The sequence below is a fragment of the Bradyrhizobium pachyrhizi genome, assembly GCF_029714545.1.
In the GTDB taxonomy this organism is placed as follows: Bacteria; Pseudomonadota; Alphaproteobacteria; order Rhizobiales; family Xanthobacteraceae; genus Bradyrhizobium; species Bradyrhizobium pachyrhizi.
The window spans coordinates 2,321,017-2,347,875 of record NZ_CP121667.1; the positions used below are offsets into that span (position 1 = coordinate 2,321,017).

At 65.3% G+C, this 26,859-nt stretch carries 25 protein-coding genes and 1 pseudogene; 15 read left to right on the forward strand and 11 right to left on the reverse strand.

Translation table 11 applies throughout. The features are described from left to right. Positions 1 to 28: 28 nt before the first annotated feature. Both QA639_RS10625 and QA639_RS10630 read right to left on the reverse strand, forming a co-directional pair. Positions 29 to 1,015, reverse strand: a pseudogene (locus QA639_RS10625) (IS30 family transposase); the annotation flags it as partial. A 281-nt stretch (positions 1,016 to 1,296) separates the two neighbouring features. Continuing rightward, positions 1,297 to 2,085, reverse strand: coding sequence for an IclR family transcriptional regulator (locus QA639_RS10630; protein WP_028333292.1), 789 nt, complete (start codon positions 2,083 to 2,085; stop codon positions 1,297 to 1,299). A gap of 145 nt (positions 2,086 to 2,230) precedes the next feature. Between QA639_RS10630 and leuC the strand changes: the two genes are divergently transcribed. Genes leuC through QA639_RS10660 form a run of 6 tightly spaced genes read left to right on the forward strand, consistent with a single transcriptional unit; the run spans position 2,231 to position 8,178 of the window. Beyond that, entirely contained in the window at positions 2,231 to 3,634 is a 1,404-nt protein-coding gene (leuC, locus tag QA639_RS10635) for a 3-isopropylmalate dehydratase large subunit (RefSeq protein WP_050387440.1), read from the forward strand. A 3-nt stretch (positions 3,635 to 3,637) separates the two neighbouring features. Continuing rightward, positions 3,638 to 4,288: a 3-isopropylmalate dehydratase small subunit gene (gene leuD / locus QA639_RS10640; RefSeq protein WP_283089742.1), complete on the forward strand. Its 651-nt coding sequence runs from the start codon at positions 3,638 to 3,640 to the stop codon at positions 4,286 to 4,288. Then, on the forward strand, positions 4,285 to 5,418 hold the full coding sequence (gene leuB, locus QA639_RS10645) for a 3-isopropylmalate dehydrogenase (protein WP_082190804.1): 1,134 nt from the start codon (positions 4,285 to 4,287) through the stop codon (positions 5,416 to 5,418). The genes leuD and leuB overlap by 4 nt, the downstream gene beginning before the upstream one ends. Next, positions 5,418 to 6,479, forward strand: coding sequence for an ABC transporter substrate-binding protein (locus tag QA639_RS10650; protein WP_141340739.1), 1,062 nt, complete (start codon positions 5,418 to 5,420; stop codon positions 6,477 to 6,479). Before leuB ends, QA639_RS10650 begins: the two co-directional genes overlap by 1 nt. Next, on the forward strand, positions 6,476 to 7,309 hold the full coding sequence (locus QA639_RS10655; RefSeq protein WP_051376069.1) for an ABC transporter ATP-binding protein: 834 nt from the start codon (positions 6,476 to 6,478) through the stop codon (positions 7,307 to 7,309). The genes QA639_RS10650 and QA639_RS10655 overlap by 4 nt, the downstream gene beginning before the upstream one ends. After that, entirely contained in the window at positions 7,306 to 8,178 is an 873-nt protein-coding gene (locus tag QA639_RS10660; RefSeq protein ID WP_028333286.1) for an ABC transporter permease, read from the forward strand. The genes QA639_RS10655 and QA639_RS10660 overlap by 4 nt, the downstream gene beginning before the upstream one ends. A 48-nt stretch (positions 8,179 to 8,226) precedes the next feature. On the opposite strand, the gene QA639_RS10665 is transcribed toward QA639_RS10660, so the two are convergent. Continuing rightward, positions 8,227 to 8,403 (reverse strand): hypothetical protein, encoded by a 177-nt coding sequence (locus QA639_RS10665; RefSeq protein WP_167350459.1) that lies wholly within the window; start codon positions 8,401 to 8,403, stop codon positions 8,227 to 8,229. Positions 8,404 to 8,600: 197 nt separating this feature from the next. Here QA639_RS10665 and QA639_RS10670 point away from each other — a divergent pair, with 197 nt between their 5' ends. Together QA639_RS10670 and QA639_RS10675 are read left to right on the forward strand one after the other, a co-directional pair. Then, a complete protein-coding gene (locus tag QA639_RS10670; protein WP_028333285.1) occupies positions 8,601 to 8,858 on the forward strand; it encodes a hypothetical protein in 258 nt (85 codons plus the stop codon). A 92-nt stretch (positions 8,859 to 8,950) separates the two neighbouring features. Then, positions 8,951 to 10,456, forward strand: a complete 1,506-nt coding sequence (locus QA639_RS10675; RefSeq protein ID WP_050387436.1) for a CYTH and CHAD domain-containing protein — start codon at positions 8,951 to 8,953, stop codon at positions 10,454 to 10,456. Between the two features lie 11 nt (positions 10,457 to 10,467). Here QA639_RS10675 and QA639_RS10680 read toward each other — a convergent pair whose 3' ends face one another. The 7 genes from QA639_RS10680 to QA639_RS10710 all read right to left on the reverse strand — a co-directional run bounded on the left by QA639_RS10680 (position 10,468) and on the right by QA639_RS10710 (position 18,871). Then, positions 10,468 to 10,635, reverse strand: a complete 168-nt coding sequence (locus QA639_RS10680; protein ID WP_410712152.1) for a hypothetical protein — start codon at positions 10,633 to 10,635, stop codon at positions 10,468 to 10,470. Between the two features lie 93 nt (positions 10,636 to 10,728). Next, entirely contained in the window at positions 10,729 to 12,270 is a 1,542-nt protein-coding gene (gene garD, locus QA639_RS10685; protein ID WP_028333282.1) for a galactarate dehydratase, read from the reverse strand. Positions 12,271 to 12,378: 108 nt separating this feature from the next. Continuing rightward, positions 12,379 to 13,827 carry an aldehyde dehydrogenase family protein gene (locus QA639_RS10690; protein WP_283089743.1) on the reverse strand — a complete coding sequence of 483 codons (1,449 nt, stop codon included), beginning with the start codon at positions 13,825 to 13,827 and terminating at the stop codon, positions 12,379 to 12,381. A gap of 18 nt (positions 13,828 to 13,845) precedes the next feature. Continuing rightward, positions 13,846 to 15,201: a glucarate dehydratase gene (gudD, locus tag QA639_RS10695; RefSeq protein WP_283089744.1), complete on the reverse strand. Its 1,356-nt coding sequence runs from the start codon at positions 15,199 to 15,201 to the stop codon at positions 13,846 to 13,848. A gap of 43 nt (positions 15,202 to 15,244) precedes the next feature. Next, positions 15,245 to 16,186: a 5-dehydro-4-deoxyglucarate dehydratase gene (kdgD, locus tag QA639_RS10700; RefSeq protein ID WP_157340584.1), complete on the reverse strand. Its 942-nt coding sequence runs from the start codon at positions 16,184 to 16,186 to the stop codon at positions 15,245 to 15,247. A gap of 124 nt (positions 16,187 to 16,310) precedes the next feature. Then, positions 16,311 to 17,216: a LysR family transcriptional regulator gene (locus QA639_RS10705; protein ID WP_028333278.1), complete on the reverse strand. Its 906-nt coding sequence runs from the start codon at positions 17,214 to 17,216 to the stop codon at positions 16,311 to 16,313. Positions 17,217 to 17,533: 317 nt separating this feature from the next. Further along, a complete protein-coding gene (locus QA639_RS10710) occupies positions 17,534 to 18,871 on the reverse strand; it encodes an MFS transporter (RefSeq protein WP_028333277.1) in 1,338 nt (445 codons plus the stop codon). A 213-nt stretch (positions 18,872 to 19,084) separates the two neighbouring features. Between QA639_RS10710 and QA639_RS10715 the strand changes: the two genes are divergently transcribed. Together QA639_RS10715 and QA639_RS10720 are read left to right on the forward strand one after the other, a co-directional pair. Next, on the forward strand, positions 19,085 to 20,116 hold the full coding sequence (locus tag QA639_RS10715; protein WP_157340804.1) for an alpha/beta fold hydrolase: 1,032 nt from the start codon (positions 19,085 to 19,087) through the stop codon (positions 20,114 to 20,116). Between the two features lie 14 nt (positions 20,117 to 20,130). Continuing rightward, a complete protein-coding gene (locus QA639_RS10720) occupies positions 20,131 to 21,081 on the forward strand; it encodes a fatty acid desaturase (protein ID WP_157340580.1) in 951 nt (316 codons plus the stop codon). 3 nt (positions 21,082 to 21,084) lie between these two features. Here the strand turns inward: QA639_RS10720 and QA639_RS10725 are convergent, their stop codons facing one another. Then, positions 21,085 to 21,696: a TetR/AcrR family transcriptional regulator gene (locus QA639_RS10725; protein WP_157340578.1), complete on the reverse strand. Its 612-nt coding sequence runs from the start codon at positions 21,694 to 21,696 to the stop codon at positions 21,085 to 21,087. A 178-nt stretch (positions 21,697 to 21,874) separates the two neighbouring features. Here QA639_RS10725 and QA639_RS10730 point away from each other — a divergent pair, with 178 nt between their 5' ends. The 5 genes from QA639_RS10730 to QA639_RS10750 all read left to right on the forward strand — a co-directional run bounded on the left by QA639_RS10730 (position 21,875) and on the right by QA639_RS10750 (position 26,846). Beyond that, a complete protein-coding gene (locus QA639_RS10730; RefSeq protein ID WP_028333273.1) occupies positions 21,875 to 22,900 on the forward strand; it encodes a histone deacetylase family protein in 1,026 nt (341 codons plus the stop codon). A gap of 238 nt (positions 22,901 to 23,138) precedes the next feature. Then, a complete protein-coding gene (locus QA639_RS10735; protein ID WP_283089745.1) occupies positions 23,139 to 24,068 on the forward strand; it encodes a Gfo/Idh/MocA family protein in 930 nt (309 codons plus the stop codon). Positions 24,069 to 24,070: 2 nt separating this feature from the next. Continuing rightward, complete coding sequence (locus tag QA639_RS10740) at positions 24,071 to 25,141, forward strand: aldose epimerase family protein (protein ID WP_283089746.1); 1,071 nt, start codon at positions 24,071 to 24,073, stop codon at positions 25,139 to 25,141. Between the two features lie 35 nt (positions 25,142 to 25,176). After that, on the forward strand, positions 25,177 to 26,055 hold the full coding sequence (locus tag QA639_RS10745) for an SMP-30/gluconolactonase/LRE family protein (RefSeq protein ID WP_157340802.1): 879 nt from the start codon (positions 25,177 to 25,179) through the stop codon (positions 26,053 to 26,055). Between the two features lie 59 nt (positions 26,056 to 26,114). Further along, positions 26,115 to 26,846 carry a TetR/AcrR family transcriptional regulator gene (locus tag QA639_RS10750; protein WP_028333269.1) on the forward strand — a complete coding sequence of 244 codons (732 nt, stop codon included), beginning with the start codon at positions 26,115 to 26,117 and terminating at the stop codon, positions 26,844 to 26,846. Positions 26,847 to 26,859: the final 13 nt, after the last annotated feature.

The following is a 26,859-nucleotide window of genomic DNA, read 5'->3' on the forward strand; positions in this document are numbered from 1 at the left end:
CCCATTGTCGTCCCGGCGAAAGCCGGGAGGTGGATTCACATTCGAAGTGCAACACTTGAGCAAAAGCCTCGGCAGGCGTGCGGTAGTCAAGGCATTTGCGCGGGGTGTTGTTGTAGGCGGCGATGAACTGGCGGAATCTGGCGGTCGAGAGGGTTACGAGATCGGTCTTGCGGGGAATAAAGCGGCGCATCCTGCCGATGGCGTTCTCGATGCCGCCCTTCTGCCAGGGGGCGTGGGGATCGCAGAAGAAGGTCTCGATCGAGAGGCGGTGCAGCGCCAGGTGACCGGCGAACTCGGTGCCGTTGTCGAAGGTCACGGTCTGGCGCAGCTCTTGTGGCAGGGTCGCGAAGAAGCCCACGAGATGGCGGGCGACACCGCGCGCGACCTTGCTGGCAAGGCGGATGCCGAGCAGCAGACGCGAGGTGCGCTCGTGCACGGTCAGCACGGCCTGACCGTATTTCGAGAACATCATCAGGTCGGCCTCCCAGTGTCCGGGCACGCTGCGGTCGGCCACTTCGATCGGCCGATTTGCCAAGGAAACACGGCCTTCGATGAAGCTTGCGGGGCTGCCGCCCCTCTTGCCGCGGCGGCCGCGCTTGCTCTTGGCGCGCGGCAGATAGCGCCGCCAGTTGAAATCCGTGGTGCGCCTGAGTTGGGCATAGATGAAGCGGTAGATGGTCTCGTGCGAGATCACCTTGCGCCCGGACTCGCGGGCCAGCCGGCCGGCGACCTGCTCGGGCGACCAGCCCCGGCGAAGGCGTTGCAACACCGCGCGGCGCAGGCCGGGCTCCCGTTCGAGGCGTCCGCCCGTCCAGCGCCGCGCTCGCATCTGGTGCTGGGCATAGTTTGGCTTGTAGCCGACCTGGCTCCCCCGATTGCGCCTTAATTCCCGAGAGACCGTTGATGGCGAGCGATCCAGAGCTGCCGCGATTTGCCGGACCGAGCTGCCATTGGCCGATAGGCAGGCAATCTCGCATCGGTCGTCCAGAGAGAGCTGCTTGTAACTCCGCCCCATGGCAACACCTCCTCAAGGAAGTGTTGCACTTCGTTTGTGAACTCAGGGGACCCATACTCCGCGGCGGACGTTATGGGGGGATTCGTCGACACAGCTGAGCAAGGCAACAGGCGTTCGTGGTTATGGGTCCCGGCTTTCGCCGGGACGACATCGAGTGTGTTGTGCCGTCGCGTAATCCGGATTGCGCGAAGCCTGTCATCGGGCGCGCGTTCGAGCGACCCATTGGCTCCATCCGGGCTGCGGCTTTGCCATCCGCACGACGCGTCATGCGTCCCGAGAGGTCATTTCTCAACGAATCTTGGCCCGGCTTCCTCCGTCAATTCCTTCAGCCGGCTCTGCATGACTTCAATGATGTGCGAGCGCTTTGCCGCGATACGTTCGATGGGGCCGCCGATGCCGATGGCCAGCGGAGCGCGTCGCTTTGGCAGGGGAACGAGCATGCCTATTGTGTTTGCGCCCGGCGTCGTGCGGCCGCCTGACTCGGAAAAGCCGCGGCGGCGAATGCGCTCGACCTCCTCGAGAAAGGCGGATTCGCGAACGCGCGCCGACTGACTGGGCTCCTCGGCGTTGTTGCGACGGATAATGCCGCGAATTTTGGTGTTCGGCATTTGGCTCAGCAGCACATGTCCGAGCGCGGTCCGAACCATCGGCCGTATTTGACCGGCCTGTGCAGTGTACTGAAGCTGAGAGCCGCCAGGGACCACGTGCAGATATTGCATCCCGGCCGCGCCGGCCTGTTGCCCAAGCATGACGGTTTCGCCGCCCGTCGCGGTCCAGAGTTCCTCCATCAGATCGGTGAGCTTGGTATCACGGAACGGAGAACGACGGATCCAATCACCGAGCAGATTGACCCGGTAGCTCGGGATGAAACGTCGGGTCTTTCGCTCGTATTCCAGGTAGTTCAATTCAACGAGACAGCGAAGCAACACGGACGTGCTCGATTGGGGCATCTCCAGCGCGGACGATATTTCAGTCACGGAAGCAGCCCGCTTTGTTTTCCGAAAGAACTCCAGAACTGCAAACGTCCGCATGGCCGACTTGACGATGGCCGTCTTATTCAGATTCGGCATGGCTGGCTCCTCGGTGGGGCAAGTACCGCACTTCCATCACATATGTGATGTTAAGGCAAAACTGCTTCACTTGACGACAACTTTGGCCCAGATTGGCGCCAATTAGATCAAGGCGCATGGAAACGCAGAGAGCAGGGGAAGGCGGATGCCCGGCCGAAGTTTGCTCGAGAAGATCTGGGGCCAGCATGTCATTGCTCGCCTCAGCGAAGACACAGACCTCCTTCATATCGACCGCCATCTGCTGCACGATCTCGGTGGTTCGCGCGGCCTGCTCGATCTGAAGAGCCGGGGCCTCAAGGTCCACAATCCCGAACTGACCTTTGCAACGCCGGATCACGCGCTGTCCACGGCGCCCGGCCGCGCCGGAACCAGCAAGATCGGACTGGAATTGCTGGCGGCGCTGCGGGTCGAGACCTCGGCGAGCGGCATCACGCTGTTCGACGTCGACCAGCCCGGCCAGGGCATCGTCCACGTCATCGGTCCGGAACTCGGCTTGAGCCTGCCGGGCGCGACCATCGTCTGCGGCGACAGCCACACCTGCACCCATGGCGGCTTAGGGGCGCTCGCCTTCGGCATCGGATCGAGCGAGCTCACCCATGTGCTGGCGACGCAGGCGCTGATCCAGCGCCGCCCGAAGACGATGCGCGCGCGCTTCGAGGGCAAGCTGCCGCTCGGCGTCACCGCCAAGGACATGATCCTGGCGCTGATCGGCCATATCGGCGCCGCCGGCGGCACCGGCTATGCAGTCGAATATGCCGGCAGTGCGATCCGCGCGCTGCCGATCGAGGGCCGGCTCACTATCTGCAACCTCTCGATCGAGCTCGGCGCCAAGATGGGCATGGTGGCACCGGACGAGAAGACGTTCGAATTTCTCCGCGGCCGTCCCTATGCGCCGCAAGGCGAGATGTGGGATCTCGCGGTGAAAGCGTGGCGCGAACTGCCGAGCGATCCCGACGCGGTGTTCGACCGCGAGGTCGTGATCGATGTCGAGAAGATCATCCCGCAGGTGACCTGGGGCATCAGCCCCGAGCACGTCGTCGGCGTCGATGGCGTGATTCCCGATCCGAATGCGGTCGACGATCCCTTGCGGCGCGCCGCGATCGAGACCGCGCTGGAGTATATGGGCCTGCAAGGCGGGGCGCCGATCGCCGGCACGCCGGTCGATTGGGTGTTCATCGGCTCCTGCACCAACAGCCGGCTCAGCGATCTGCGCGCCGCGGCCGAGGTTGCCCGCGGCCGCAAGGTCGCGGCCGGGGTCCGCGCCTGGGTGGTGCCGGGTTCGGAGAATGTCAAGCGCGAGGCGGTCGCCGAAGGGCTCGACAAGATCTTCATCGACGCCGGCTTCGAGTGGCGGGAGCCGGGTTGCTCGATGTGCCTTGCCGCCAATGGCGAGGTGGTGGCGCCCGGGCAGCGCTCGGTCTCGACCTCGAACCGCAATTTCGTCGGCCGGCAGGGGCCGCGCGCGCGGACGCATCTGGCGAGCCCCGCGAGCGCCGCAGCGTCCGCCATTGCCGGCGCGATCGCCGATGTCAGGATGATGGGACGCTAGAGCATGCCAAAATCGTTCGACAAGCTCACCGCAACCGCCGCGCCGATCATGCGCGGCAATATCGATACCGACGTCATCATCCGCATCGAGCGGCTGGTGGGCAACTCGATCCGCGGCACGCTCGGCAAATGGGCGTTCGGCTCGCTGCGCTATCTGCCCGACGGCTCGGAGAATCCGGAGTTCATCCTGAACCGCGAGCCGTACCGGGAGGCGGAGATCTTGGTGACCGGACCGAATTTCGGCTGCGGCTCCTCGCGCGAGGGCGCGGTGTGGTCGCTGCAGGAGCGCGGCATCCGCGCCATCATCGGCTCCGGCTTTGGCGACATCTTCTTCGCCAACTGCTTCCAGAACGGCATCCTGCCCGTCATCGTAGACAAGGCGGTGGTCGATCAGCTTGCCGCCGACATCGAGGCGACGCAGGGCGCGGGTAAGGTCTCGATCGACCTCGAGGCCCAGACCATCGTCTCGCCGTCGGGCGCGCGGCATTCGTTCGAGATCGATCCGCGGCGGCGCGAGGGGCTGTTGAAGGGGCTCGACGAGGTGGCGCTGACGCTGCAGCGCGACGACGAGATCCACGCTTTCCAGGCCTCCGACCGCGCGGCGCGGCCATGGATTCATTCGACAAGGACACCCGCTTCAAGGACACCGGTATGAGCACGCAATCCAACATGGTCAAGGTCGCCGTCGTCGGCGGCGAGGGTATCGGCCCCGAGGTCACCGCGCAGTCGCGTCGCGTGCTCGACTGGTTCGCGGCGAAACGTAACGTGCCGATGACCTTGCGCGAGGCGCAATACGGCCTGATCCCGTATCTGGCGACCGGCAAGGTGCTGCCCGAGGATACCGCGGAGGCGATGGACGAGGCCGACGCCATCCTGTGGGGCGCGACCGGCGGGCCGGAGACGACCGAAGTGCCGGCCGCGGCACGCAAGGCCGGCAGTCTGCTGGGCCTGCGCAGCAAATACGATCTCTATGCCAATCTGCGGCCGATCGTGGCGAGCCCGGCACTGTCGGCCTCCGCGCCGCTCAAGGCCGAGGTGCTCGACGGCGTCGATTTCGTCATCATCCGCGAACTGACGAGCGGCATCTATTTCGGCGAGCCGCGCGGCATCGAGACACTGCCCGACGGCCAGCGCCGCGGCTTCAACACCGAGCAATACACCACGAACCAGATCCGCCGCGTCGCGCGCTCGGCCTTCGAGCTGGCGCGGACCCGGCGCAACAAGGTCTGCTCGGTCGACAAGGCCAATGTGCTGGAGACCAGCGTGGTCTGGCGCGAGGAGGTGATCAAGCTGCACAAGGAGGAGTTCTCCGACGTCGAGCTGGCCCATCTCTATGTCGACAACGCCGCAATGCAGATCGTGCGCGAGCCGCGGCAGTTCGACGTCATGGTGACCGGCAACATCTTCGGCGACATCCTGTCCGACTGCGCGGCGATGGCTTCGGGCTCGCTCGGCATGCTGCCGTCGGCCTCGCTCGGCCCGGTCGATCGCTTCGGCCGCCGCAAGGCGCTGTATGAACCGGTGCATGGCAGCGCGCCCGATATCGCGGGCAAGGGCATCGCCAATCCGCTCGGCTCGATCCTCAGCGTCGCGATGCTGCTGCGCCTGACGCTGAACCGGCCCGAGGACGCCGACCTGCTCGAGAAGGCGGTGCAGACCGCGCTGGCCTCCGGCGCGCGCACGGCCGATATCGCCGAGGCCGGGGCGAAAAAGCTGTCGACTGTCCAGATGGGCGATGCGGTGCTCGGCGCGCTCGACAAGATCTCGGCCAAGGAGCACGCGTGATGGCGCGCCTCACCATGCCCCACATTTCAAGGCGATCGGCGCTGACGGTGATCGCCGCCGGCGGCGCCGCGCTAGCGACCGGGCGTGCGTGGGCGCAGGCGGCCGCGGGCCGCGCAATCTATCCGGTCGCGGTGCCGGTCTATCAGACGCAGTTCGTCGCCGATCGTATCGGCTACTTCAAGGAGGCCGGGCTCGACTGCAAGCTGGTGCAGGGCGGCAGCGGCGTGAAGACCCGCGAGATCATCGCCTCGTCGCAGGGCGATATCGGTATCGGCGACGTCACCCATCCGATGCAACTGACCAATCACGGCCGCGCCGCGCGCGTGCTGTTGCCGGTCGACACGCGATCGAACTCGGTGATGTTCATTATCCGCAAGGACCTGAAGGACCAGGGCATCAACTCGCTGGAGGCCTTCACGCAATGGAAGCGGCCCGACGGCCGCAAGCCGATCGTCTCGGTGTCCTCGCTCGGCGGCACCAACCATGTCTGGTCGTCCTACTACATGGAAACCATGGGGCTCGACGACAAGGTGACCTGGATCGGCACCGGCAATGTCGACACCATGCTGGGATCGCTGAAGTCGAAGCAGGTCGACATCCTCGTCAGCTCGCTGTCGCTGTTGAACGAGGCACAGCAGCAGGGCTGGGGCGAATTGCTGTTCGACGGCACCGATGAGGCGATCTGGAACAAGCATATCGGCGGCAAGGTGCCGGTGACCGCACATTTCACGCTGCAGGCCACCATCGACAAGGACCCGGCCAAGATGCAGGCCTACGTCACCGCGCTGTGGCGCGCGTCGCAATGGATCAAGACCCACAAGCCGACCGAGGTCTATGACGCCATCGAGCCCTATGTCGGCAGCACCTCGCGCGAGGCCAATCTGCTGGAGATCACGTCGATCCAGAAGGTCGCGGACTATGAGGGCTCGATCGACGCCGCAAGCTTCGCGCGCGGCGAGAAGGTCTGGTTCCGCGAGATGACCGGCATCAAGCCGCTCAAGATCGCCGACGTGGTCAACTCGAACCTCATCGAAGCGGCGCGAAAGGCCTATCCGGGTTGAGCGCGCTCGAGACAAGCGCAACCGTATCGCCGCGCGCCTCGGCCGATCGCCGCGTCGAGGTCAAGGGCCTGAGCAAGTCGTTCCAGCTCGCCAAAACCACGATCGAGGCCGTGCGCGACGTGACCTTCGACGTCCGCCGCGGCGAGTTCGTCGCGCTGCTCGGGCCGTCGGGCTCCGGCAAGAGCACCGTGCTCAACATGATCGCCTCGCTGATCCGCCCGACCGGTGGCGAGATCCTGATCGACGGCAAGCGCGTCGTCGCCGGCAAGGCGACGCCCAATGTCGGCTATGTGTTCCAGCGCGACACGCTGTTTCCATGGCGGACCGTCGGCGACAATATCGGCTACGGGCTGGAGCTATCAGGCGTGCCGGCTCACGAACGGAAGGAGCGCATCGCCGAATGCGTCGCGCAGGCGGGCCTGAAGGGATTCGAGAACGCCTATCCGTCGGCGCTGTCGGGCGGCATGCGCCAGCGCGCGGCGCTGATGCGGACGCTGATCGTCGAGCCGCAGATCTTGTTGATGGACGAGCCGTTCGGCGCGCTCGATACCCACACCAAGATCGACATGCACGAGGTGCTGCTCCGGATCTGGGAACGCGAGCAGCAGACCGTGCTGTTCGTGACCCACGATCTCGGCGAGGCGCTGACATTGGCCGACCGCATCATCCTGTTCTCGGCGCGGCCGGGCCGGATCAAGGACATGTTCGAGGTCGACTTCGCGCGGCCGCGCGATGCGGTGAAGGTGCGAGAGACCCCGCATTATGCCGAGCTGTTCCAGCACATCTGGCATTCGCTGGGCGAGGAATTCGTCAAGGGCCGCAGCGCATGAAGAGATACGGCACGCTCGGCACGGTCGGCTGGCAGGTCCTGATCTGCGCCGTCGTGCTGTCGGTCTGGCAATGGGGCTACGACCTCCGCACCAAGCTGCCCTGGCTGGTGCCCGACCTGCTCGATCCCTACTTCATCTCGAAGCCGTCGATGATCTTCGACAACTTCCTGATCCAGAGCTGCCTGACCTCGAAGCTCGGCGCCTTCAACAGCTGGTTCAACGGCGACTTCGGAAAGTGCCTGGCGCGCAACGAGAACAACCTCTGGGCCGCGACCGCCATCACCCTGAAGAATACCTTCTTCGGCTTCGTTACCGGCGTGGTCAGCGGCTTCGTCGCCGGGCTGATCCTGGGACGATCCGATCGGCTGAGCGCGATCTTTCAGCCCTTCATCACTGCGGTGAATTCGATCCCACGGATCGCGCTGGCGCCGATCATCGTGCTGGCGTTCGGGATCGGCGACATGTCGAAGATCGTGACGTCGTGGATCGTCGTCGTGTTCCTGGTGTTCTTCAACACTTTCGAGGGCGCGCGCTCGATCGACGAGGGCTTTACCAATGCCGCGCGGCTGCTTGGCGCCAGCGAATGGCAGATCACCCGGACGGTGGTGATCCCCTCGACCATGGCCTGGGTGTTCGCTTCGCTGACGCCTGCGATCTCCTTCGCGCTGATCGGCGTGATCGTCGGCGAGTTCATCGGCGCCGAGCGCGGCATCGGCCGTCTCATCATCGAATCGGAGGCGCGCGGCGAGGCCTCGGGCATGATGGTTGCTGTCGTGGTGCTGATGCTGGTCGGTGTGGTGCTGTCGGCGATCATCTGGCGGCTGCAGGCCTATCTGTTGCGCTGGCAGCGGCAACGCAGCGCCGAATAGGCCGCGAGCCGTGGCGACGTCGCATTTGCCGCCACGGCCGGGCTGGATCTAGGCTGCATTTTCCGATGGCGAAGTCTCGCCGTCGAGCCAGTCCTGTTCCTTTGCCAGCGCGCGCCAGGCCGCTTCCATTCGCTTGAAGCGATTGTAGGTCGGCGCGTCGTCGGCACGCTCGGCAAGCTGCGCGCAGTTCTCCGCATTGTCGCGGAAGTGCTGTGACTGTTTCATGGAACGTCCTCCTATTAGTTAAGGACGTGGGACATCAATTCAGGCTATTCAACGCGTGGAACATGGGTATTTCGCCACACAGATGAATGCTTGTTCAGCGAGTTCCCCGCGCGATGTCTGCAACACGGTCGATACAGGAACGGTGTGTCGCACTCGACGTTCCTTCTTCACATCGCAACTGGAGGAGGAGAGACGGCATGAGGACGTATCTGCTAGCCGCGGCCATGGTGACCGCGATCGCATCGCCTGTGTTCGCCGATGATATCGGTGTCCGCGCAGGTCCCGTCGGCGCGGGCGTGACCGTTGGTCGGGCGCCCGAGTATCGCGACCGCGATCGTGATCGCACCACCGTGATCAGGGAGCGTGAGCCGCGCCATGACCGGACCACGGTCATCAAGAAGCGGGACGAATTCGGCAATCGCAGCAAGACCGTCATCCATAACGACGACGATTGACGCCAACTCAGGCGATCTTGTGTGAGCATGAACGTCCGTCGCTGACTTCGTCACGGCGGACGTCTGCTTGGTGCCCCAGGCATGGAGCGACGATGGCGGCCGAGACGGAGCTCAAATTCCACGTTCCCGCGCGCAAGCTCAAGGGGCTGAAGAAACCGCGGGTCGCCGGCAGCAAGAGCGGTGCACCATCCGAGAGCGATCTCGTCTCGACCTATTTCGACACGGCGAAGCACAAGCTCAAGCGGCACGGACTGACGCTGCGCGTGCGGCGCGATGGCGGCAACTATGTTCAGACTATCAAGTCGGGAGCGGGTCCGCAGTTTGAACGGGGCGAATGGGAGACTGACCTGGCGGACGGAAACCTCGACCTCGACAAGGCTGAAGGTACGCCGCTCGAAAAGCTCGCGTCTGGCAGGCTGCGTCGCAAGCTGAAGCCGGTGTTCGAAACGTCGGTGCGGCGTATCACCGTGCCGCTGCGGACCAAACGCAGCGAGATCGAACTCGCGATCGATCGCGGCTACACCACGGCCGGGCACCGTTCGCGCCGAATCGACGAGGTCGAACTCGAGCTCAAGAGCGGCCGCCCGCTCGACCTGTTCCGGGTCGCCAGGGCGCTGGAGCGGAAGGCGGCGGCGGAGCTCGATCTGCGCTCGAAAGCCGAACACGGCTATGAACTTGCCGATGGCGAGGAGCATGTCGTCGTCTCCGCCGGGAGCATCGTGCTCGACGCCGGACTTACCGCCGGCGCGGCATTCCGGGTGGTCGCGCGCAGCGCGCTTCGTCACTTCTCGTCGAATGCCGACGCGGTCCGCGAGGGCGAGGCGGAAGGCATTCACCAAATGCGGGTCGGGTTGCGGCGGCTGCGCGCTGCGATCTCGCTGTTCTCGAAGATCCTCACCGTAGCTCCGACGGAGGAGATCAAGACGCAGCTGAAGTGGCTCACCAACGCGCTCGCGCCGGCGCGCGAGCTTGATGTGTTCGTCAAGGAAGATATCGAGCCTGCATCGCATGACGCGCTGCTCCGGCGCGGCGGCAAAGCGATCCGGCGGGAGTTTTCCGGTCGCCGCGACCGCGCATTTGCCGGCGCGAGGCACGCGGTCAATTCGCGGCGCTATCGGTCCATGCTGATCGACACGCTGCAATGGATCGAGGCAAGGCAGACCATTGCCGCGGAGGACGAAGGCGGTCCGATCGAGGAATTCGCCGCCGCGCTGCTGCATCGCCGCATCAGGAAGCTGCGCAAGGATGGCCGGCGTCTCGACGAGCTGTCGGCCGAGGAGCGGCACAAGCTGCGCATCAGGGCCAAGAAGCTCAGATACGCGATCGACTTCTTCGAAAGCCTGTTTTCGCGCAAGGGTGAGCGCAAGCAACTCGCGCGGCTGTCCCGGCATCTGAAGCGGGTCCAGGATGCGCTCGGCTCGCTCAACGATTTTGTCGCGCACCGCGAGCTGGCGGTCGATGCGGCGCTGAAGGCCCCGCATCGGAAGGAGCGCGCCAGCGCCTTTGCCTCGGGCGTCGTGCTCGGCCGAGAGGAGCAGGCGGTCAAGCCGCTGATCAAGGTCGCCGCCAAGGAAGTGCGGGGCCTAAAGACGTTTTGACGACCGGACATCTATGCCGGTGGTGATGCCCCCGATTGCCTCTCCCGCTCGGCCGCTGCGATGCGACATTCCTCCGCGTAGGCACGCAGGCGCTCGACCGTCAACGAGTCTATGCCGGTGCGTGCCAGCCGCTCGGCGCGGTCGGCCTGATCTCTGAGATCGTTGGTTGTCCGGGTCATGTGTGCCTCCATGCCCAGACAAATTGAATCGAATTGCCACGTTCCCGGGCCGATCAGGACGTGGCTAACGGGTGGTTAAGGAGCCGCGGATGCTCAGGTCACCGGTGCCGGGTTGAACAGCGTCAGATCGTTGTGGATGCCCCAGCGGTCCGACCACGGCTGGGTGCGACCGCTCGCGACGTCGAGGATCAGACGGAACAGGTCCCAGCCGGTTTCCTCGATGGTCTTCTCGCCGCTGGCGATGCAGCCGGCGTCGAAATCGATCAGGTCCTTCCAGCGCCGTGCCAGCTCGCTGCGGGTCGCGACCTTGATGACGGGGGCTGCGGCGAGGCCATAGGGCGTGCCGCGGCCGGTGGTGAACACCTGCAAGGTCATGCCGGAGGCGAGCTGCAGCGTGCCGCAGATGAAGTCGCTGGCGGGAGTAGCCGCAAACAGCATGCCCTTCTGCCGCGCCTTCTCGCCCGGCGACAGCACGCCCGCGATCGGGCCGGAGCCCGACTTGACGATCGAGCCGAGCGACTTCTCGACGATGTTGGCAAGGCCGCCCTTCTTGTTGCCTGGCGTGGTGTTGGCGCTACGGTCGGCGCCGCCGCGGGCGAGATAGGCGTCGTACCATTCCATCTCGCGGATCAGCGCGCGGCCGACATCCTGGTTGACGGCGCGGCGAGTCAGCAGCTGGATCGCGTCGCGCACCTCGGTCACTTCCGAGAACATCACGGTCGCGCCGGCGCGCACCAGCAGGTCGGCGGCGAAGCCCACCGCGGGGTTCGCGGTCACGCCGGAGAACGCGTCGCTGCCGCCGCATTGCAGGCCGATCACGAGATCGGCGGCCGGGCAGGTCTCGCGCTTGCGGGCGTTGAGCACGTTCAGCCGGGCCTCGGCCTGGGTCATGATGGCGTCGACGATGGCGCCGAAGCCGTCAAAGGCCTCGTCCTGCATGCGCACGATGGCGTCGCCGACGCCCTCCGGCACCAGCCGTTCCGGCGCGAGCTTCTCGCAGCCGAGGCCGACGACGAGTATCTCGCCGCCGAAATTCGGATTGAGCGCGAGATTCTGCAGGGTGCGGATCGGCACCACGGCGTCGGGTGCGGTGATCGCGACGCCGCAGCCATAGGCATGCGTCAGCGGCACGACGTCGTCGACGTTGGGGTATTTCGGCAAGAGCTCGGCGCGGATGCGCTTGACTGCGTATTCCATCGTGCCCTTGACGCATTGCACGGAGGAGGAGATGCCGAGGATATTCTTGGTGCCGACCGAGCCATCGGGATTGCGATAGCCCTCGAAGGTGAAGCCTTCGAGTGGCGGCAGCGCCGGCGGCACCGCGGTCGCAATCTCGAGCTGATCGAGCGGCGGCGCGTCGGGCATGCGGATGCGGGCCTCGTCGACCCATTCGCCGGCGAGGATCGGCGACAGCGCCGTGCCGATCACCTCGCCATAGCGGATGATCGGAGCGCCTTCGGCGATGTCTTCCAGCGCGGTCTTGTGGCCCTGCGGCACGAAAGCGCGCAGCGTCAGGCCCGACGCGAAGCGGGAGCCGGCCGGCAGCCCGAAATCATTCACGACGATCGCGACGTTGTCGCGCTCGTTGAGCTTGATGTAGCGGGGCTGCTCCTGCGCGCCGATCGACTGGTCCATCGTGGACTCCGGAAGTTGTAGGACGGGTTAGCCGAAGGCGTAACCCGTCATGTTTGGTACGTTGTGGCCATCGTGAGTTACGCCTTCGGCTAACCCACGCCACAAGCCTCAGCCCGGGAACGTGTAGGCCGTCTTCACCGTGGTGTAGAACTCGCGGGCATAGGCACCCTGTTCGCGCGCGCCGTAGCTCGAGCCTTTGCGGCCGCCGAACGGGACGTGGTAGTCGACGCCGGCGGTCGGCAGGTTGACCATCACCATGCCGGCCTCGCTGTTGCGCTTGTAGTGCGAGGCGTATTTCAGACTGGTCGTGCAGATGCCCGAGGCGAGGCCGAACTCGGTGTCGTTGGAGATCGCCAGCGCCTCTTCATAATCCTTGGCGCGGATCACGCAGGCGACCGGGCCAAAGATCTCCTCGCGTGCGATGCGCATCTGGTTGTTGGCCTCGGTGAACAGTGCCGGCTGCAGATAGAAGCCGGGCGTCTCGCGGTTGAGCAGCTCGCCGCCCCAGTGCAGGCGGGCGCCTTCATCCTGGCCGATCTTGATGTAGCGCAGGTCCTGGTCGAGCTGGCTCTGGTCGACGACCGGGCCGACATGCACGCCGCTCTTCAGTGCGTCGTCCACCGAAAGCCCCTTCATCCGCTCGGTCATGGCGGCTACGAAGCGGTCGTGAATACCCGCGGTGACGATCAGGCGCGAGGACGCCGTGCAGCGCTGGCCGGTCGAGAAATAGGCTCCGTTGACGGCGACCTCGACCGCGACCTTCACGTCGGCGTCGTCGAGCACGACCAGCGGGTTCTTGCCGCCCATCTCGAGCTGGAACTTCTTCATGGGGTTGGAGAGCACGCAGGCCTGCGCGATCTTGCGGCCGGTCTGCACCGAACCGGTGAAGGAGATCGCGGCCACGTCGGGATGATCGAGCAGGGTCTGGCCGACCACCGAGCCCGAGCCGACCACGAGGTTGAAGACCCCCGCCGGAATGCCGGAACGCGCGATGATCTCGGACAGCGCATGGGCGGAGCCCGGCACCAGCTCGGCCGGCTTGAACACCACCGCGTTGCCGTAACACAGCGCCGGCGCGATCTTCCAGGCCGGGATTGCGATCGGGAAGTTCCACGGCGTGATCATGCCGACGACGCCGACCGGCTCGCGGGTGATCTCGACGTCGAGGCCGGGGCGCACCGATGCGCCTTTCTCGCCCATCAGCCGCAGCGCTTCGCCGGCAAAGAACGCAAAGATCTGTCCGGCGCGCGCCACCTCGCCGATGCCTTCCGGCAGCGTCTTGCCTTCCTCGCGGGCGAGCAGGCGGCCAAGCTCTTCCTTGCGGGCGAGGATTTCGACCGAGATCCTGGTCAGCGCGTCGAAGCGTTCCTGCGGCGTCGAGCGCGCCCAGGCCGGGAATGCGGCCTTCGCGGCGGCGATCGCCTTTTCGGTCTGCGCCTTGTCGGCCTTGGCGTATTCGCCGACGACATCGCCGGTGTTGGAGGGGTTGATGTCCCGCGTGATGCCTGTTCCGTCGACCCATTCGCCGGCGATGAAGTTCTTCTGGTGAGCGGTCATGTTTCCAACCTTTCTTGTTTAGCGCACGAGGCAGGGACGCTTGTCGTCGAAGGTCCACCCCTGGATCAGGAACTGCATGGCCAGCGCGTCGTCGCGGGCGCCGAGGCCATGCTGCTTGTATAGCGCGTTCGCGGCCTCGATGGCACCGCGATCGAGCTCGATGCCGAGGCCCGGCCGATCCGGGATTGCGATCTTGCCGCCCTTGATCTGCAGCGGCTGGCGCGTCAACGCCTGGCCATCCTGCCAGATCCAGTGGGTGTCGATCGCGGTCACCTTACCGGGCGCGGCGGCGCCGACATGGGTGAACATCGCCAGCGAAATATCGAAATGGTTGTTGGAGTGCGAGCCCCAGGTCAGGCCGTTGTCGCGGCAGGTCTGCGCCACCCGCACCGAGCCCTGCATGGTCCAGAAATGCGGATCGGCGAGCGGAATGTCGACTGCGCCAAGCCGCAGTGCGTGCGAGAGCTGCCGCCAGTCGGTCGCGATCATGTTGGTCGCAGTCGGCAGCCCGGTGGCGCGGCGGAACTCGGCCATGATCTCGCGGCCGGAGAAGCCGGCCTCGGCACCGCAGGGATCCTCGGCATAGGCGAGTACGCCATGCATGTTGCTGCACAGCCGGATCGCCTCGTCGAGCGACCAGGCGCCGTTCGGGTCGAGCGTGACACGCGCCTTCGGGATGCGTTTTGCAATTGCGGTGACGGCCTCGATCTCCTCTTCGCCCCTGAGCACGCCGCCCTTGAGCTTGAAATCGGCAAAGCCGTAATGCGCCTGCGTCGCTTCGGCGAGCCGCACCACGGCCTCCGGCGTCATTGCCACCTGGTGGCGCAGATCGAACCAGTCGGGCTTGCCGGTCTCGCCCTCGACGTAAGGAAGGTTGGTCTTCCTGCGATCGCCGACGAAGAAGAGATAGCCGAGCGTCTCGACGCTGGCGCGCTGCTGGCCTTCGCCAAGCAGCGCTGCGACCGGGAGATTGAGATGCTGGCCGAGCAGATCGAGCAGCGCGGATTCCACCGCGGTCACAGCATGGATGGTGACGCGGAGGTCGAAGGTCTGCTTGCCGCGGCCGCCGGCGTCGCGATCGGCGAAGGCCTGGCGCATCGAGGCCAGGATGTTGTTGCAGGCGCCGATGGTCTGGCCGACGACGAGGTCGCGGGCGTCCTCGAGCGTCTTCTTGATCTTCTCGCCGCCCGGCACCTCGCCGACGCCGGTGTGGCCGGAGTTGTCGGTGAGGATAACGAGGTTGCGGGTGAAGAACGGCGCATGCGCGCCGCTCAGATTGAGGAGCATGCCGTCGCGGCCGGCGACCGGGATCACCTCCATCGCCGTGACAACAGGTGCGCCGGCAAAGCCGGTGCGGATCGTGTCCTGGATCATCTGCTCCTCCCTTCGTCTTTTGCTGTTTTCCTGGCCGCTCGGCTTATTCTGCCGCCTGCTGCGCGGCGGCCTGCGGCAGCTTTGCTACCAGGGCCGCGAGCTCGGCGATCTCCTGCTCGGTGAGATCGGTCAGCGGCGGGCGCACCGGGCCGGAATCGCGGCCGATCACCTTCATGCCGGCCTTGATGATCGACACCGCATAGCCCTTCTTGCGGTTGCGTATCGCGATCAGCGGCAGGATGAAATCCTTCAAGCCTGCATGGATGGTCTGATGATCGCGCCGGCGCACCGCGGCGTAGAATCTGGTGGCGAATTCCGGCACGAAGTTGAACACCGCCGACGAATAGGTGGTCACGCCCATGTCGAGATAGGGCAGGGCGAAGGTCTCCGCGGTCGGCAGGCCGCCGATATAGGTCAGGCGGTCGCCGAGCCGGGTGTAGACGCGGGTCATCAGCTCGATATCGCCGATGCCGTCCTTGTAGCCGACGAGGTTCGGGCAGCGGTCGCAGAGGCGCGCCAGCGTATCGGGTTGCAGGATCGCATTGTCGCGGTTGTAGACGATGACGCCGATCTTGACCGATGCGCACACCGCCTCGACATGCGCGGCGAGGCCGTCCTGCTCGGCATGGGTGAGATAGGGCGGCAGCAGCAGCAGGCCGTCGGCGCCGGCCTTCTCGGCGCCGACCGCGATCTCGCGCGCGATCGCGGTGCCGTAGCCGGTGCCGGCCAGCACGGGAACGCGGCCCTTGGTCTCGTCGACCGCGATCTTCACGACGTGGGGAACTTCACTCGGCGTCAGCGAGAAGAACTCGCCGGTGCCGCCGGCGGCGAACAGGCCGGCAACGTCATAGCCGCACAGCCAGTCCATGTTGGCGCGATAGGTCGCCTCGTCGAACGAATAGTCCGCGTTGAACGGGGTCACGGGGAAGGACAGGAGGCCGCCACCGATTCTAGCGGCCATCTCCTGAGGGGTCATCTTGCTCATGGCGCCACTCCTGATGATGTTGGGAACGGGATGCGCGAGCAGCGCGCGTCCATGGCGGAATTTCTAGGGAATGGTTCGATGCGCGTCCAAGCCAAACGCGGTATCGAGCGATGCTAACTCTGCATCAATCGCCGCGCAGATGCGGCGCAGCGATTTCGGTCGCGATCTCGATGAGCGAAGGCAGCAACTGGTTCTCGTGATCGCGCCGCCACACCATGAACAGCTCGACCGGCACGGGTGATCGCAGCTTCAACGGCTTCAGCTTGACCTCCGCGATCTTCAGGCTGGCGGCCGCTTCGGGCACGATCGCAACGCCGAGCCCGGCGCGCACCATGGCGAGGATCGAATGGATCTGGCTGAGATGCTGCACATAGCGCGGCAGCACGTCGGCGCGCGTGAACATCGACACCAGCAGATCGTGGAAATAGCGCGCCTCATAGGGCGAATACATCACGAAGGGCTGGTCGTCGAAATCCTTGATGCTGACGGTCTCGGCCGCGGCCAGCGGATGCTTCTTCGGGATCGCGGCGAGCAGCGGCTCGGCCACGACGCGCCGGCTGGCGAATTCCGGCCGCGCGATCGGCGGGCGCAGCAGGCCGGCATCGATCTGCCCGGTGGTGAGCGCCTCGAACTGATCGCCGGAGACCATCTCCTTCAGCGAAAAATCGACCTCGGGCAGGCGCGAGCGGCAGGCCGCGATCAGGTCGGGCAGGAAGCCGTAGGCGGCCGCGGCGGTGAAGCCGATCTTGAGCGAGCCGGTCTTGCCGAGCGCGATGCGGCGGGCAACCTGCGAGGCCGATTCCGCGAGCTTGAGGATGCGCCGCGCCTCGGGCAGGAAACTGCGTCCGGCCGGCGTCAGCCGCACTGAGCGGCTGGTGCGTTCCAGCAGTGGCGCGTCGATGATGTGCTCGAGCACCTGGATCTGCCGGCTCAGCGGCGGCTGGGTCATATTGAGCCGCGCCGCGGCGCGGCCGAAATGCAATTCTTCGGCCACCGTGACAAAGCAGCGAAGCTGGCTCAGGTCGAACATCGATGCAAGCCCGGAATTGATCGCGCGGGGATTTGTACGTTCTAGCATCGATGCTTCCCACTGGCCAAGAAGACAAACAAGCAGACAAAGACGGCGGCCGAAGCCGCCGTTTGGTTTTCTGCTCCCTCTCCCCGTTCTTACGGGGGAGAGGGGTGGCGTGAGCGGCTCTCTCTGCGCAACGGCCGCCTCGATGTGCACGCGCGATCCGAACGAGTCGGAAGGACTGTCTCTGCGGAGACGTGTTGCTTCGCCCCTCACCCGAAATTCGCTGTGCGAATTTCGACCTCTCCCCGCGGAAGGGCGGGGAGAGGTCGCGTTCAGGCCGCCTTCAGCTGGACCCGCTTGATCTCGCCGACGATGAACAGATAGGCGATCGCCGCGACCAGCGCGTTGGCACCGACGAACACCAGCGCGCCGTTGAACGAGCCGGTGGCGGCCAGGATGTAGCCGATGATGATCGGCGTCGTGATCGAGGACAGGTTACCGAAGGTGTTGAACAGTCCGCCGGAGACGCCGCCGGCTTCCTTCGGCGAGGTGTCGGAGACGACCGCCCAGCCGAGCGCGCCGATGCCCTTGCCGAAGAAGGCGAGCGCCATGAAGCCGACCACCAGTGCCTGGCCGTCGACATAGTTGCAGGCGATGATCGACATAGACAGCAGCATGCCGCCGACGATCGGGATCTTGCGCGCCATGGTCAGCGAGCCGGTGCGGCGCAGGATATAGTCCGAGATCACGCCGCCGAGCACGCCGCCGATGAAGCCGCACAGCGCCGGCAAGGTCGCGACGAAGCCGGCCTGCAGGATCGAGAGCCCGCGCTCCTTCACCAGATAGACCGGGAACCAGGTCAGGAAGAAGTAGGTCAGCGTGTTGATGCAGTACTGGCCGATATAGACGCCGAGCATCATGCGGTTGGCGAGCAGCTGACGGATGTGGTCCCAGCTGGGGCCGCTGTCCTGCGTCTTGCCGGCCTTCGCCGCATCCATGTCGACCAGCGCGCCGCCCTGCTTGATGTAGTCGAACTCGGCCTCGTTGATCGCGGGGTGCTCCTTCGGCTCGTAGATGGTCTTGATCCAGGCAATGCCCATGACGATGCCGAGCGCACCCATCACGTAGAACACATGGCGCCAGCCATACGCATGGGCGATCCAGCCCATCAGCGGCGCGAAGATCACGGTGGCGAAATACTGCCCCGAATTGAAGAAGGCCGACGCGGTGCCGCGTTCATTGCCGGGGAACCAGGAGGCGACGATGCGGGCATTGGCCGGGAATGACGGCGCCTCGGCGATGCCGACCAGGAAGCGCAGCCCGAACAGCAGCACCACGGCCGCGCCGGCGGACAGGAACCCGACCAGGCCCTGCATCGCGGTGAAGATCGACCAGACGATGATGCTGATCGCATAGACCCATTTGGAGCCGAAGCGGTCGAGCAGCCAGCCGCACGGCACCTGCGCGACCACATAGGACCAGCCGAAGGCCGAGAACACGTAGCCCATCGCGACGGGATCGAGATGCAGTTCCTTGGAAAGTGCGGGGCCGGCGATCGAAAGCGTGGCGCGATCGGCATAGTTCACGGTGGTGACGAGAAACAGCATCGTCACGATCAAGAGCCGGACGCGGGATCGCCGCGTGTCTGCGGCGGACACAATTGCGCTCATTAGCGCCTCCTCGAAAATTTCCTCGGGGTCTGTCCTAGAGAGATGACGACAATGGGTCCAAGCCGAAACGGGTATTGATCCATACCGATTTTGAATGGATCGGCCCGGTGTCATTCCACCTTCGCCGCTATTGCCGGGGTTCCACATTTAGTGTACGAATAGTACAGTTATGGAGGGCGCAGCGTTGCGCCTGCTGCTCGAGGTCGAATGCTGATGACCACGCCGCGCGACTATGAGGTGTTCGAGGCAGGTGATGTGCCGCTGCAGGGCGGTGCCGTGTTTCCGCAACTGAGGCTCGCCTACAAGACCTATGGCACGCTGAATGCGGCGCGGGACAACGTCATCCTCTATCCGACGTCGTTCGCCGCACAGCACACCGACATCGAATGGCTGGTGCAGCCAGGCGGCGCGCTCGATCCCGAGCGCTACTTCATCGTCATCGCGAATCTGTTCGGCAATGGTCTGTCTTCCTCGCCGTCGAATTCCGCCGAGCTGCTCGGCGGCGCGCCGTTTCCTGCCTTCACCTATCATGACGCGGTCGCGATCCAGCGGCGGCTGCTGGTCGAGCGGTTCGGCGTGACCAGGCTCGCGCTGGTCTATGGCTGGTCGATGGGCGGCATGCAGGCCTATCACTGGGCCGCGCGGTATCCCGACATGGTGGAGCGCGCAGCCGTGGTCTGCGGCAGCGCGCGATGCTCGCCGTATAATCATGTGTTCCTCGAAGGCGTGAAGGCCGCGCTGACCGCCGATCCCGCCTACCGGGATGGCCGCTTCGTCAGCAAGCCCGCTGCGGGCCTACGCGCGATGGGGCGCGTCTATGCTGGATGGGCGATGTCGCATGAGTTCTATCGCGAGGAAGTCTGGCGCGCGGCCGGCTTCAACTCGCTGGAAGACTATCTGGCGGGATCGTGGGACGGTGCCTTCGCGCGGCGCGATGCGAATGATCTGCTGGCGCAGATCGCGATCTGGCAGGCTGGCGATATCAGCCGTTGCGATCAATTCGGCGGCGACTTCGACCGGGCGCTGGCCGCGATCAGGGCGCATATCCTGCTGATGCCGGGGCGTACCGATCGCTATTTCGACCCGCGCGACAACGAGGATGAACTCGGCCGCCTGGTCAACGCACGCTCGGCCGCGCTGCACGCCATTCCCTCGATCCATGGGCATCGGGCCGGCAACCCCGCCAACAACGCCGAAGACCGCGCCTTCATCAACGCCGAAATCTCGGCGCTGCTGCAACGCTGACAGGTGAGACGACCATGAGCACCGCCGAGACCAGTGACGCCGGACCCCGCCTGAAGCCGCTCAGCCCGCTGACCTTGCGCGATTTGTCGACCAAGTCGAACCTTGCCGGCGCGGTGCGCGCGGCAAGCCATTACGGGATGATCGTCATCGTCGGTGCGCTGATCTCCCTGGTCTCATCGCGCTACGGTCTGCCGTGGGCGCTGCCGCTGATTGCCGTGCAGGGCTACTTCGTCGCATTCCTGTTCATGGTGGTGCATGAGACCGCGCACAAGACGGCGTTCCGCAGTCCAGTGCTCAATCTTGTCGTCGGCAATCTGTCCGCCTTCATGATCGGACTGCCCTACCAGTATTACTGCCTGTTTCACTGGGACCATCACCGCTACACGCAGGATCCTGAGAAAGACCCGGAGCTGATCGTCGGCCCCAAGCCCGCGTCGGACACCCAGCTCGCGATCGCCTATTCGGGACTGCTGCAGGTGTTGGTTCGCATCCGCCTGATGTTTTGGCATGCACTCACCGGAAAGGTGGTTGTGCCATGGATTCCGGCGCACAAGCGGGCCTCGATCGTGCTGGAGGCGCGGCTCTATCTCGCGGGCTATCTGCTGTTGCTTGTGGCATCGTTCGCGCTGCACAGCGCGATCCTGCTCTTTGTGTGGGTCGTGCCGCTCCTGGCCGGTCAGCTCATCCTGCGCCCCTATCTCTATGCCGAGCACACCGGTTGCGAGCGGACGCGAAGCGCGTTCGAGAACACGCGCACCACGATGACCGGCAGGATCATGAAATGGTTCGCCTGGAATATGCCTTACCATGTCGAGCACCACGCCTATCCCACGGTGCCGTTCCATGCATTGCCGAAGCTCAACGCCATCGTCGATGGCCACATCGTGTATCGCGGCAGCAGTTACCGGGCCGTGACGCGCGAGACCTGGGTCTGGTTCCGCCGTCAGCGCCAGCGCTCTGCTTGATAGTCAAGCGTCCGCGCGTGGCCGCAGCACCAGATTGACGAGATTGCGGGCGTAGGCCGGCGTCAACGGCTTGATGCCGAAGACGTAGCGATAGAACAGGCTGCCATAGATCGCGTCATAGATGTCGCCGGGGACGCCCGGCGCGCCGATGCTGCCATGCTTCTGGCCGGCGGCGATGATCTCCAGCATCTTGCTGCGGCGCAGGCCGAGGTAACGCTCGTAGAACAGTTCCGCCGTGCCGGTCTTCGAGATGCATTCCGAGATCACGGCGAGCTGCACCCGACCGAACTCGCCCTGCAACGCCTCGACATAGGTTGCGACATGACGGCGGACGCGGGCCACCGGATTGCCGGTTTCGGGCAGCGGCACGGCCCGCGAGGCCTGGTCGAGGAAGGCATCGATCAGCAAGGCTTCGCGCGACGGCCACCATTTGTAGATCGTCATCTTCGAGACGTTGGAATGCTTGGCGATCGCGTCGATGGTGGTCGCGGCGAGGCCGGTCGTCGCCATCAGCTGATAGGCGCCTTCCAGGATCGCGGCCGTGGTCGCGGCGGAGCGCGGCCGCCCGCGCCGCCCCGTTGCCGTTTCCTCTGTCACCGTCTTGCCGCTGGCCATGGCCGGACTTCGCGTCCTGCGTCTTTCAATCATTGCGCTGCATGCGGGCATAGCATGAAATCGCGCTCGGTTTCAGATCGTCGCCGTCGCTGATAGTGTACAACGCGCAAGCCAAAGCTTGCGTGCGGCACATTGCCCTCGCTCTGTCCAGCTCAGCCGATCGAACAGGAGTGTCCCCGTGAAGGCCGTCTACAGTGATCTGCACCGCAGCCATGATCCGCAATTCTTCCTGGTCCGCGGTGTGGTCCAGCGTACCACCGAACAGCCCGAACGCGCCGACCGCCTGCTGGCGGGCCTGAAGGCCGGCAAGCACACGCTGATCGAGCCGACCAGGTTCGGCCAGGGGCCGCGGGCGCGCGTGCATAGTCCGGAATATCTGAGCTTTCTCGCGGACGCCTGGGACGAATGGTCGGCGCTCGGCAATGCCGGACCGGAGATGATCGCGAACATCCACCCGGTGCGCAATGCCGGCACGTACCCTGCTCATATCGTCGGCAAGCTCGGCTGGCACACGATGGACACCGCGGCTCCGATCGGTCCCGGCACCTGGGCCGGCGCCTGCGCCGCGAGCGACGTCGCAGTCACCGCCGCGCAGATGGTGCTCGACGGCGAGGACGCCGTCTACGCGCTGTGCCGCCCACCCGGTCACCACGCCTATCGCGACCTCGCCGGCGGCTTCTGCTTCCTCAACAACAGCGCGATTGCGGCCGAGCATCTGCGCCAGAAGCATGAGCGCGTCGCGATCCTCGACGTCGACGTGCATCACGGCAACGGCACGCAGGGCATCTTCTATGAGCGACCGGATGTCTTCACCGTCTCGATCCACGCCGATCCGTCGTTCTTCTACCCCTTCGTCTGGGGCTATGCGCATGAGCGCGGCGCCGGAGGTGGCCTCGGCACCAATCTCAACATTCCCCTTGCCAAGGGCACCGGTGACGACGACTACATGAAGGCGCTCGCAGCGGCGGAGAAGGCGATCCGCTCCTTTGCTCCGACTGCGCTCGTGGTCGCGCTCGGTCTCGACGCCTCCGAGAAGGACCCGCTTGCCGGTCTCGCCGTCACCACCGACGGCTTTCGTCGCATCGGCGAGGGGCTGGCCCGATTCGGACTGCCGACGGTGCTGGTGCAGGAGGGCGGCTATCTCTCCGACATCCTCGGCGCCAATCTGACGGCGGTGCTCGGCGGGTTTGAGGCCGCGCGCTAGCGCGGTTTCGGGCGAGGCGGTGACCGGTCCGCGCGAAGAAAGCCCGTTAAGACCGGAATCTGGAGCATCGGCCTTGATTTGATCAAAGCCGATGCCCCGGCCGCGAGGCGCACAACAGAGCGTCGTGGACTTGCGCGTCCGCAACCAAAATCACATCATGCCGTTGGTATTCGGCGCTGGCTTATGATTCTGCCTGGCGGTTTCAGCCGGCCGGGTCGACCGCAACGCGAGGACGGCCATGGGTGACCTGCTTCGCATCGCCATCGTCGGTTATGGCGAGATCGCGTGCCGGCAGCACGTGCCTGCGATCGCGAAGACGTCAGGCGTAGCTCTCGTTGCGGTGGTTGATCCCGTCAAAACCCCGCCCTGCCTGCCGCATTTCCGCGATTTGCAGGAGTTGTTGCGCGACGGGCCGGAGATCGATGCGGTCGCGCTGTGTACGCCACCGCAGGTGCGCCACGCGCAGGCCGCCGCCGCGCTCGCGTCGGGCAAGCATGTGCTGCTGGAGAAGCCGCCGGGCACGACGTTGAGCGAACTCACGCCGCTGATCGCGGCCGCGCAGGAGGCGGGTCGGACATTGTTTGCCACATGGCATTCACGCTATGCGGCCGCGGTCGGTCCTGCGCGGCAATTGCTCGCGGGACGCACCATCAACAAGGTGACCATCATCTGGAAGGAAGACGTGCGCGTCTGGCACCCGGGCCAGGCCTGGATCTTCGAGGTGGGTGGCTTCGGCGTGTTCGATCCCGGCATCAACGCGTTGTCGATCCTGACCGAGATCCTGCCGCGTGCGGTCTTCATCAGGAGTGCGGCATTGGACTTTCCATCCAATCGGGAGGCGCCGATTGCGGCAGAGATCGAACTCTCCGACGCGGGTGGCTTGCCAATTCACGCCGAATTCGATTTCCGCCAGACCGGATCGCCGAGCTGGGACATCCTGTGCGAGACCGAGGCTGGGCCTGTGACGCTGTCGAAGGGTGGAAGGCAGCTGCGCGATGGCGGCAGGCTCGTGGTCGATGCGCCGGATGAGGAATACCCCGCGCTCTACCGCCGTTTCGTCGCGCTGACCTCGGAAGGAAAATCCGATGTCGACCTCGCGCCCTTGCGGCTTGTCGCCGATAGCTTCATGCTCGGGCGACGGCGCCTCGTCGAGGCGTTCGAGGACTGACAATGACATCAGCCAGCATTGGTCGCGCCCCCTTCGGCAAGTTGCACGACGGCACCGTGGTCGAGCGCGTGATCTTGCGCGGCGAATACGGTTTTGAGGCCGCCATCCTTCCGTTCGGCGCCACGCTGCAAGCGCTGCTTGCGCCGGATCGTGAGGGGCATTGCGACGACATCGTGCTTGGCCACGATGAGCTCGACGGCTATCTCGCACAGCGCAAATTCTTCGGCGCAACGATCGGGCGCTATGCCAACCGGATCGCCGGCGCGCGTTTCGTGCTCGATGGCGAGACCGTGCAGCTTGACGCCAACAACGGTCCCAACGCGCTGCACGGCGGCCTGCAGGGCTTTGATCGCAAGCTGTGGCGGATCGTCGAACTATCGGATGATCCGGGACCGACGCTGGTGCTGGAGCGCGAGAGCCTGCATGGCGAGGAGGGCTATCCGGGCAATCTCGCGGCGCGCGTGACCTATCGCGTGCGCAGTCCGATGGAGCTCTCGGTCACCTACGAGGCGACGACCGACCGGCCGACCTGCCTCAATCTCACCAACCACAGTTTCTTCAATCTCGAGAGCGCGCGCTCGGGCATGCAGATCCTCGATCACCGCCTGACGATCGTCTCCGACCATTTCCTCGCGGTGGATGCCACGGCGATCCCGCTACCGGGCCCGCCGCGGCCGGTCGACGGCACGCCATTCGACTTCCGCAAGCCCACAGCCATCGGCGCGCGGATCAGGATGCATGACGAGCAACTCCAGCTTGGGCGCGGCTACGACCACAATTTCTGTCTGGCCAAGGGAACGGACCTTCGCCTGGCCGCGTGCCTCGAGGCGCCGCATAGCGGCCGCGTGATGGAGCTGCTCACCGATCAGCCGGGATTGCAGTTCTATTCCGGCAATTTCCTCGACGGCTCGACCGCCGGCAAGGGCGATCGTCTGTACCGGCAATCCGACGCGCTCTGTCTCGAGCCGCATGCCTGGCCGGATACGCCGAACCGGCCCGACTTCCCGTCGGCGCGGCTCGATCCGGGGCAGCTCTATCGGCGCAGCATCGTCTACCGCTTCTCAACCGCGTGAGTGACGCCATGACCGACCGTGCCGCCGGGCCGCTGATGGAAGAGGTGCCGACATCGGTGCTGTCGGCGGAGCGTTGCTATCTCGGCGAAGGCCCGACCTATGATGCGGCGACCGACACCGCCTGGTGGTTCGATATCCGCGAGCGCCGCCTGTTCGAGCATCGATTTGCAGGTGGCCGCACCGTCATCCACGAATTGCCGAAAATGGCGAGTGCATTGGCGCGGATCGACGGCGAGCGGCAGCTGATCCTGACCGAAGATGGACTTTATGTACGGCACGTTGCAGACGGCCGCCTCGAGCGGTTCGCCGCGCTGGAGGCCGACAATCCGCTGACGCGCTCCAACGATGCGCGCGTGCATCCGTCCGGCACGTTCTGGCTCGGCACCATGGGGCGCCATGCCGAGCAGGGTGCCGGCGCGATCTATGCGCTGCACTGGGGCCGCATCGTGCGGCTGTATCCCGGGATCACCATCCCGAATGCGATCTGCTTTTCGCCCGCGGGCGACATCGGCTATTTCGCCGATACCGCAACCAACGTGCTGCATCGCGTGCCGCTCGATCCAGCAACAGGACTGCCGGTCGGCGAGGCCACCGAATTGATCAGGCATCGAGGTAGCGGCGGGCTCGACGGCGCGATCGTCGATGCCGACGGGCTGATCTGGAACGCACGCTGGGGCGGCGGCTCCGTCGACGTTTACGATCCCGCCGGCCGGCATCTGCGTTCGCTGCGCGTACCGGCGAGGCAATCGAGCTGCCCGGCATTCGTCGGCCGCGACTTCTCGCGCGTGCTGGTCACCTCGGCCTGGCAGGACATGGATGAGGCGCAGCGTGCGGCCGATCCCGACCATGGCAGGACGTTCCTGCTCGACGCTGCCGCGCGCGGACGTGCCGAGCCCGACGTCAAACTATCCTGACGGATGCGTGCAGCGCGGCGTTGTTGACGCGACCGGATTATTTGGACGATAGTACAAATATGGTCCGCAAACCTGCCAGGTCTGACGTGAAGGCCGCCGCTAGCACCCGCAAGCCGAACATGCGCGAGGCGATCCTGGCCGCGGCGGAGGAATTGTTCTCGACCTACGGCTTCAACGCCGTCTCGGTGCGCGACATCGCGCAGGCCGCCGGCGCCAATCCGGGCAGCGTGACCTATCATTTCAGGACCAAGGACGGCCTGCTGCTGGAAATCTATCGGCGCCATTGCGGCCCGATGAACCGCAGACGTTCCGAGCTTTTGGCGGCGGCGCGGCGGGTGCGCGATCTGCAGGACCGGCTGGAGGCGATCGTGCGCGCCTATGTGTTGCCGGCCTTTACGTCCGGCAGCGATCTTGCCGGCGGCGGAACGCGGTTCACGCGATTGCGCGCGATCATGTCGGCCGAGGGCAATGAGGTCGTGCGCAAGATCATCGCGCAGACCTTCGACGACACCAGTCATGCCTTCATCGACGCGATTCATGAAAGCCTGCCGCATATTCCGCGTACCGATCTGGTCTGGCGCAGCCACTTCCTGCTCGGCGCGCTCTACTACACGCTGGTGACGCCGGAGCGCGTCTCGCGCCTGTCGCGCGGCAGCGCCGACGGCACCGATGCCGGCCACGCCATCGAGGAGCTGGTGCGCGCCACCGTCGCCGCGTTGCAAGCCGCACCGCTCGACGAAGGGGCGCCGCGCAAGATCCCGGCCGCGAATCCGGGGCGAGTGGTGACCTGAACGTCCGGAGCTT